We start from the raw sequence: 6,728 nt of genomic DNA on the forward strand, positions 1-6,728 counted from the left end.
CGACCGCTGGCTCGCCGACTGGTCCCGCGCGGACGCGTCGGTCCCCCACCCGATCGACCCGCTGCGCCTGCGCGACGCGGTGAACGGGCTCCTCGCCCCCGCCTGACACCGGCCCCCGCGGCCGCGCGCACTCTTCCCTCCGCCCGCGGAGCACGACCGAGACGCCATCTGTCCGAACCCCCGACGCACGTCAACACAGTGTGAGTAGAGTCACAGTTGCGGGCCGCACAGTGAACGGCCCGCCGGGGAGACGGACGACCGGACCCCATCAGCGCCGGTCGCTCGAACCCCCTGCGGTTGCAGTAGAGGCCCGCCTACAGGCGGCTTCTCATCACAAGCGCGAGGAGTGACGCCGACGTGAACGAATACGTGCCCATCCTGGTACTCGGGGCCCTGGCCGTCGCCTTCGCCGTCTTCTCCTCGGGCGTGTCCTCCTTCGCCGGGCCCAGCCGGTTCAACCGCGCCAAGCTCGAGGCCTACGAGTGCGGCATCCAGCCCACGCCGCAGCCGGCGGGCGGCGGCCGCTTCCCGGTGAAGTACTACCTCACCGCGATGCTGTTCATCATCTTCGGCATCGAGATCCTCTTCCTCTATCCGTGGGCCGTCCACTTCGACCAGCTCGGCGTGTTCGGGCTGGCCGCGATGGCCCTGTTCGTGTTCAACGTCTCCGTCGCCTACGCCTACGAGTGGCGCCGCGGCGGACTGAGCTGGGACTGACCCGGCGAGTCGGAGAGGAGCGCCGAGATGGGACTCGAGGAGAAGGTGCCGGCCGGCTTCCTGCTGACCACGGTCGAGCAGCTGGCGGGCTACATGCGCAAGGGCTCGCTGTGGCCGGCGACGTTCGGTCTGGCGTGCTGCGCGATCGAGATGATGTCCACGAGCGGCGGCCGCTACGACCTGGCCCGATTCGGCACGGAGGTCTTCCGCGCGTCCCCCCGGCAGGCCGATCTCATGATCGTCGCGGGGCGGGTCTCGCAGAAGATGGCGCCGGTCCTGCGGCAGGTGTACGACCAGATGGCCGAGCCCAAGTGGGTCCTGTCGATGGGCGTGTGCGCGTCGTCGGGCGGGATGTTCAACAACTACGCGATCGTGCAGGGCGTCGACCACATCGTGCCCGTCGACATCTACCTGCCCGGATGTCCGCCGCGGCCGGAGATGCTCATGCACGCGATCATCACGCTGCACGACAAGATCCAGAACATGCCGCTGGGCGCGAACCGGGCCGAGGCGATCCGTGCCGCGGAGCAGGCCGCGCTCGACCAGCGTCCGCTCATCCCCGTCGAGGGGATGTTCCGATGACCGACCGTCGCCCGGACTCCGGCGCCGCGGACCGCGACCGGGCCCCCGACGCACCGAACCCACCCGACCGCACGGACAGCCCTGACGCGGACACCGTCGGCGTGCGCCACGGCATGTTCGGCGTCCGCGGCTCCGGGGACACCACCGGGTTCGGGGGCCTCGTGCGCCCCAAGGAGATGCCCGGTACTACCCCACCGCCCTATGAGGACGACGACGACGAGGTCATCCGCGCGCTCACCGCGGCCCTGCACCAGCGGGGTGGGCCGAGTTTTCAGGAGGCCGTCGAGAAGGTCGTGGTCCACTGCGGGCAACTCACCCTGCACGTGGAGCGGGAGCACCTACCGGCGGTGGCCGTGACCCTCCGAGACGCCCCCGACCTGCGGTTCGAGATGTCGTTGGGCGCGAGCGGGGTGCACTACCCCGACGCCACCGGCCGGGAGCTGCACGTGGTGTACCCGCTGCAGTCGATCACCCACAACCGCCGCGTGATGCTCGAAACGTCGGCCCCGGACGCGGACCCGCACATCCCCACGCTGACCCGCGTGTACCCCACGACGGACTGGCACGAGCGGGAGACGTACGACTTCTTCGGCGTCGTCTTCGACGGGCACCCGTCGCTGACGCGGATCGAGATGCCGGACGACTGGGAGGGCCATCCGCAGCGCAAGGACTACCCGCTGGGCGGGATCCCGGTCCAGTACAAGGGCGCGACCATCCCGCCGCCGGATCAGCGGAGGGCGTACTCATGACCGCCGATCGCACCCGCGCGAGGCGCTCGGCCCGTGCCGACCGCGCCGCGGACTCCGACACGATCCTCACCGCCTCCGGGCAGGACTGGGACGCGATCAGTGAGGCGGCGCGCAACGCCGACGACGACCGCATCGTGGTGAACATGGGCCCGCAGCACCCGTCCACGCACGGGGTGCTGCGGCTGATCCTGGAGATCGAGGGCGAGACCGTCACCCGGGCGAGCTGCGGCATCGGCTACCTGCACACGGGCATCGAGAAGAACCTGGAATACCGCTACTGGACCCAGGGCGTGACGTTCGTGACCCGGATGGACTACCTGTCGCCGTTCTTCAACGAGGTCGCCTTCTGCCTGGGCGTGGAGAAGCTGCTCGGGATCACCGAGCAGGTCCCGCCGCGGGCGTCGGTCATCCGGGTCATGCTCATGGAGCTCAACCGGATCTCCTCCCACATGGTCGCCCTGGCCACCGGTGCCCTGGAGCTGGGCGCGAGCACGCCGATGCTGTTCGGGTTCCGCGAGCGCGAGCTGGTCCTGGACGTCTTCGAGGTCATCACGGGTCTGCGGATGAACCACGCCTACGTCCGGCCCGGCGGGGTGGTCCAGGACCTGCCCGACGAGGCGGTCCCCCAGGTGCGCGAACTGCTCGAGGTGATGCCCGGGCGGATCCGCGAGATGGAACTGCTGCTGCGGGAGAACCCCATCTGGAAGATGCGGCTGCAGGACGTCGGCTACCTCGACCTCACCGGATGCATGGCCCTCGGCGTGACCGGCCCTGTCCTACGGGCGACGGGCCTGCCGCACGACGTGCGCCGGTCCGACCCGTACTGCGGGTACGAGGACTACGAGTTCGACGTCATCACCGGGTCGGCGAGTGACTGCTACGACCGGTTCGTCATCCGGGTAGACGAGATGAAGGAGTCGCTGAAGATCGTCGAGCAGTGCCTGGACCGGCTCGAACCGGGACCCGTGATGGTCGACGACCCCAAGATCGCCTGGCCCGCCCAGCTCAAGGTGGGACCAGACGGGCTCGGCAACTCCGCCGAGCACATCCGCACGATCATGGACAGCTCCATGGAGGCGCTGATCCACCACTTCAAGCTGGTCACCGAGGGTTTCGCGGTCCCGCCGGGCCAGGTGTACGTGCCGGTGGAGTCCCCGCGCGGCGAACTGGGGGTGCACATGGTCTCCGACGGCGGGACCCGCCCGTACCGGGTGCACTACCGCGACCCGTCGTTCACCAACCTGCAGGCCGTGGCCGCGATGTGCGAGGGCGGGATGCTTTCCGACGTCATCGCCTCGGTCGCCAGCATCGACCCCGTGATGGGAGGGGTGGACCGATGAGCAGCATGGAGTCGACGAGTCGCGAACCGGTCTTCCTGCAGTTCGGGCAGCAGCCGGACGAGCCGGGGGCGATCGTCCGGCCCGACGCCCGCCGGCACTACCCCGACGACGTCCTGGCGAGACTGCGGGCCGACGCCGAGGTGATCATCGCCCGCTATCCGCAGGCCCGGTCGGCGTTGCTGCCACTCCTGCACCTCGTCCAGGCCGAGGACGGGCACCTCACGCCCGCCGGCATCGAGTTCTGTGCCCTCGCCGTCGGACTCACCTCCGCCGAGGTCATGGCCGTCGCCACGTTCCACTCGATGTACCGACGCACGCCCACGGGCGACTACCTGGTCGGGGTGTGCACAAACACACTGTGCGCGGTGATGGGCGGCGACGAGATCTACGCCGACCTGCATGACCACCTGGGGCTCGACGGGCCCGGTACCACCGACGACGGCCGGGTGACGCTCGAGCGCATCGAGTGCAACGCGGCCTGCGACTACGCCCCGGTGATGATGGTCAACTGGGAGTTCTTCGACGACCAGACCCCCGCCTCCGCCCGGCAGGTCGTGGACGACCTGCGGGCCGGCCGGACGGTGACCCCGACCCGGGGCGCGCCGTTGTGCACGTTCCGCGAGACCTCCCGCCTCCTCGCCGGTTTCCCCGACACCCGCCCCGGCGCGAACGACGGCGCCCCCGGCGACGCGACCCTGGTCGGGCTGCGGATCGCCCGCGAACACGACATGCGCGCCCCCGCGGGGCCGGACGAGTCCACTGAGCTGCCCTCAACCGAGCCGGCCACCACCGAGCCGACCACCACCACACCGGACGAGGAGGCCTGACATGCCGCTCGCGCCGTACCTCAGCCGCTACTGGGACGCCCCCGACAGCTGGACGCTCGAGACCTACCTGGACCACGACGGCTACACGGGCCTGCGCAACGCCCTGGCCACCGGACCGGACGAGGTCATCTCCACCGTCCTCGACGCCGGCCTGCGCGGCCGTGGCGGCGCCGGGTTCCCCACCGGCCGCAAGTGGGGCTTCATCCCGCAGGAGACCGGCGAGTCGGCCGACGGCTCCGACTCCGGCCCGGGCACGCAGGCCTCCGCGGCCGCCAAGCCCCACTACCTGGTGGTCAACGCGGACGAGTCCGAGCCCGGCACCTGCAAGGACATGCCGCTCATGCTGGCCACCCCGCACGTGCTCGTCGAGGGCATCATCATCGCCGCGTACGCCATCCGCTCCTCGCACGCGTTCATCTATCTGCGCGGTGAGGTGGTGCCCGTCCTGCGCCGCCTGCAGGTGGCGGTCGCCGAGGCCTACGAGGCCGGGTACCTCGGCCGCGACATCCTCGGAAGCGGATTCGACCTCGAGCTGATCGTCCACGCCGGCGCCGGCGCCTACATCTGCGGCGAGGAGACCGCCCTGCTCGACTCGCTCGAGGGGCGCCGCGGCCAACCCAGACTGCGGCCGCCGTTCCCCGCCGTCGCCGGCCTCTACGCCTGTCCGACGGTGGTGAACAACGTCGAGTCCATCGCCAGCGTGCCGTCGATCCTCCAGCACGGGCCCGAGTGGTTCCGCTCGATGGGCTCGGAGAAGTCCCCCGGCTTCACCCTGTACTCACTGTCGGGGCACGTCACCCGGCCCGGCCAGTACGAGGCACCGCTGGGCATCACGCTGCGCGAGCTACTCGACCTGGCCGGCGGGATCCGCGAGGGCCACACCCTGAAGTTCTGGACCCCGGGCGGCTCCTCGACCCCGCTGCTCACCGACGCCCAGCTCGACATGCCACTCGACTACGAGGGGTGCGCCGCCGAGGGCACCATGCTCGGCACCAAGGCACTGCAGATCTTCGATGACACCACCTGCGTGGTGCGGGCGGTGCTGCGGTGGACGGAGTTCTACGCCCACGAGTCGTGCGGCAAGTGCACCCCCTGCCGCGAGGGCACGTACTGGCTCGAGCAGATCATGCACCGACTCGAGGACGGCACCGCCACCGCCGACGATCTGGACCGACTGCTCGACATCTCCGACAACGTCGCCGGCAAGTCGTTCTGCGCCCTCGGCGACGCCGCCGCGACCCCGATCATCTCGTCGATCGCGCTCTTCCGCGACGAGTACCTCGCGCACATCCCGGGTGGCTGCCCGTTCGACCACAGCCGCTCCACCCTCTTCGACCGGACCGACCGTGCGGGTGCGGGCTCCCGGCGACCGCCCGTACGGCCGGCCACTCGACCGGATCCCACACGACCCGAGGAGGTGGCCCGATGACCTCCGCCCAGTCAGGTGTCCCCCGCGACGCCCGCGGTCCCGCCCAGGAACCGGACCACGACCGCGCCAAGTCAGAGCGCGCCGACGACCTCGTCACGCTCACCGTCGACGGCCGCGAGGTCTCGGTGCCGCCGGGCACGCTCATCATTCGCGCCGCCGAGCGGTTGGGCGTGCAGATCCCCCGCTTCTGCGACCACCCGCTGCTCGAGCCGGCGGGGGCGTGCCGCCAGTGCATCGTCGAGGTCGAGGGCGCGCCCAAGCCCGTCACCTCGTGCACCACCCCGGTCACCCAGGACATGCAGGTGCGCACGCACTTCACCTCCGAGATGGCCGACAAGGCCCAGCGCGGGGTGATGGAACTGCTGCTCATCAACCACCCGCTCGACTGCCCGGTCTGCGACAAGGGCGGCGAGTGCCCGCTGCAGAACCAGGCCCTGTCCAGCGGCCACGGGCGGTCGAGGTTCACCGAGGTCAAGCGCACGTTCCCCAAGCCGATCGCCATCTCGTCGCAGGTGCTGCTCGACCGCGAACGCTGCGTCATGTGCGCCCGGTGCACCCGCTTCTCCGAGCAGATCGCCGGGGACCCGTTCATCGACCTCTTCGAGCGCGGCGCCCGGCAGCAGGTCGGGGTGTACGGCGACGAGCCGTTCGAGTCCTACTTCTCGGGGAACACCGTCCAGATCTGCCCGGTGGGCGCCCTGACCGGCGCGCAGTACCGCTTCCGCGCCCGCCCCTTCGACCTGGTCTCCAGCCCGGCGGTCTGCGAGCACTGCGCCAGCGGTTGCGGGCAGCGCACCGACCACCGTCGCGGGAAGGTCCTGCGCCGCCTCGCCGGCGACGACCCCGAGGTCAACGAGGAGTGGAACTGCGACAAGGGCCGGTGGGCGTTCACCTACGCCACCCAGCGCGACCGCATCACCACCCCCATGGTCCGCGGCGAGGGCGGCGGGCTGGTTCCGGTCCCGTGGTCCACCGCCCTGGCGACCGCTGCCCAGGGGTTGGCCGCCGCCCGCGGACGGGCCGGGGTCCTCACCGGGGGGCGGCTCACCGCCGAGGACGCCTACGCCTACGCCAAGTTCGCCCG

7 protein-coding genes are annotated in these 6,728 nt (G+C 70.8%); all 7 read left to right on the plus strand.

The genetic code is table 11. The annotated features are described in order from the left end of the window. The first annotated feature begins 357 nt into the window (after positions 1 to 357). Positions 358 to 717: an NADH-quinone oxidoreductase subunit A gene (locus tag G6023_RS05785; RefSeq protein ID WP_067714630.1), complete on the plus strand. Its 360-nt coding sequence runs from the start codon at positions 358 to 360 to the stop codon at positions 715 to 717. 27 nt (positions 718 to 744) lie between these two features. Continuing rightward, on the plus strand, positions 745 to 1,299 hold the full coding sequence (locus G6023_RS05790; RefSeq protein ID WP_067714633.1) for a NuoB/complex I 20 kDa subunit family protein: 555 nt from the start codon (positions 745 to 747) through the stop codon (positions 1,297 to 1,299). Then, entirely contained in the window at positions 1,296 to 2,048 is a 753-nt protein-coding gene (locus tag G6023_RS05795; RefSeq protein WP_182634420.1) for an NADH-quinone oxidoreductase subunit C, read from the plus strand. The genes G6023_RS05790 and G6023_RS05795 overlap by 4 nt, the downstream gene beginning before the upstream one ends. Further along, positions 2,045 to 3,388, plus strand: coding sequence for an NADH dehydrogenase (quinone) subunit D (gene nuoD, locus G6023_RS05800; RefSeq protein WP_182634422.1), 1,344 nt, complete (start codon positions 2,045 to 2,047; stop codon positions 3,386 to 3,388). Before G6023_RS05795 ends, nuoD begins: the two co-directional genes overlap by 4 nt. Next, positions 3,385 to 4,215, plus strand: a complete 831-nt coding sequence (gene nuoE, locus G6023_RS05805; RefSeq protein ID WP_182634423.1) for an NADH-quinone oxidoreductase subunit NuoE — start codon at positions 3,385 to 3,387, stop codon at positions 4,213 to 4,215. The genes nuoD and nuoE overlap by 4 nt, the downstream gene beginning before the upstream one ends. 1 nt (position 4,216) lies before the next feature. Then, positions 4,217 to 5,644 carry an NADH-quinone oxidoreductase subunit NuoF gene (gene nuoF, locus G6023_RS05810; RefSeq protein ID WP_182634425.1) on the plus strand — a complete coding sequence of 476 codons (1,428 nt, stop codon included), beginning with the start codon at positions 4,217 to 4,219 and terminating at the stop codon, positions 5,642 to 5,644. Continuing rightward, positions 5,641 to 6,728: 2Fe-2S iron-sulfur cluster-binding protein (locus G6023_RS05815; RefSeq protein WP_182634428.1), on the plus strand; the 1,088-nt coding region annotated here is incomplete at its 3' end. The genes nuoF and G6023_RS05815, both read left to right, overlap by 4 nt.

Origin of the sequence: Dietzia sp. DQ11-71 (genome assembly GCF_014144995.1) — a bacterium.
GTDB lineage: Bacteria > Actinomycetota > Actinomycetes > Mycobacteriales > Mycobacteriaceae > Dietzia > Dietzia kunjamensis.

Bases quoted from the DNA above. Each gene is read 5' to 3' on its own strand.
- G6023_RS05790 (WP_067714633.1), top strand. From the start codon at position 745: ATGGGACTCGAGGAGAAGGTGCCGGCCGGCTTCCTGCTGACCACGGTC.
- G6023_RS05795 (WP_182634420.1), top strand. From the start codon at position 1,296: ATGACCGACCGTCGCCCGGACTCCGGCGCCGCGGACCGCGACCGGGCC.
- nuoD (WP_182634422.1), top strand. From the start codon at position 2,045: ATGACCGCCGATCGCACCCGCGCGAGGCGCTCGGCCCGTGCCGACCGC.
- nuoE (WP_182634423.1), top strand. From the start codon at position 3,385: ATGAGCAGCATGGAGTCGACGAGTCGCGAACCGGTCTTCCTGCAGTTC.
- nuoF (WP_182634425.1), top strand. From the start codon at position 4,217: ATGCCGCTCGCGCCGTACCTCAGCCGCTACTGGGACGCCCCCGACAGC.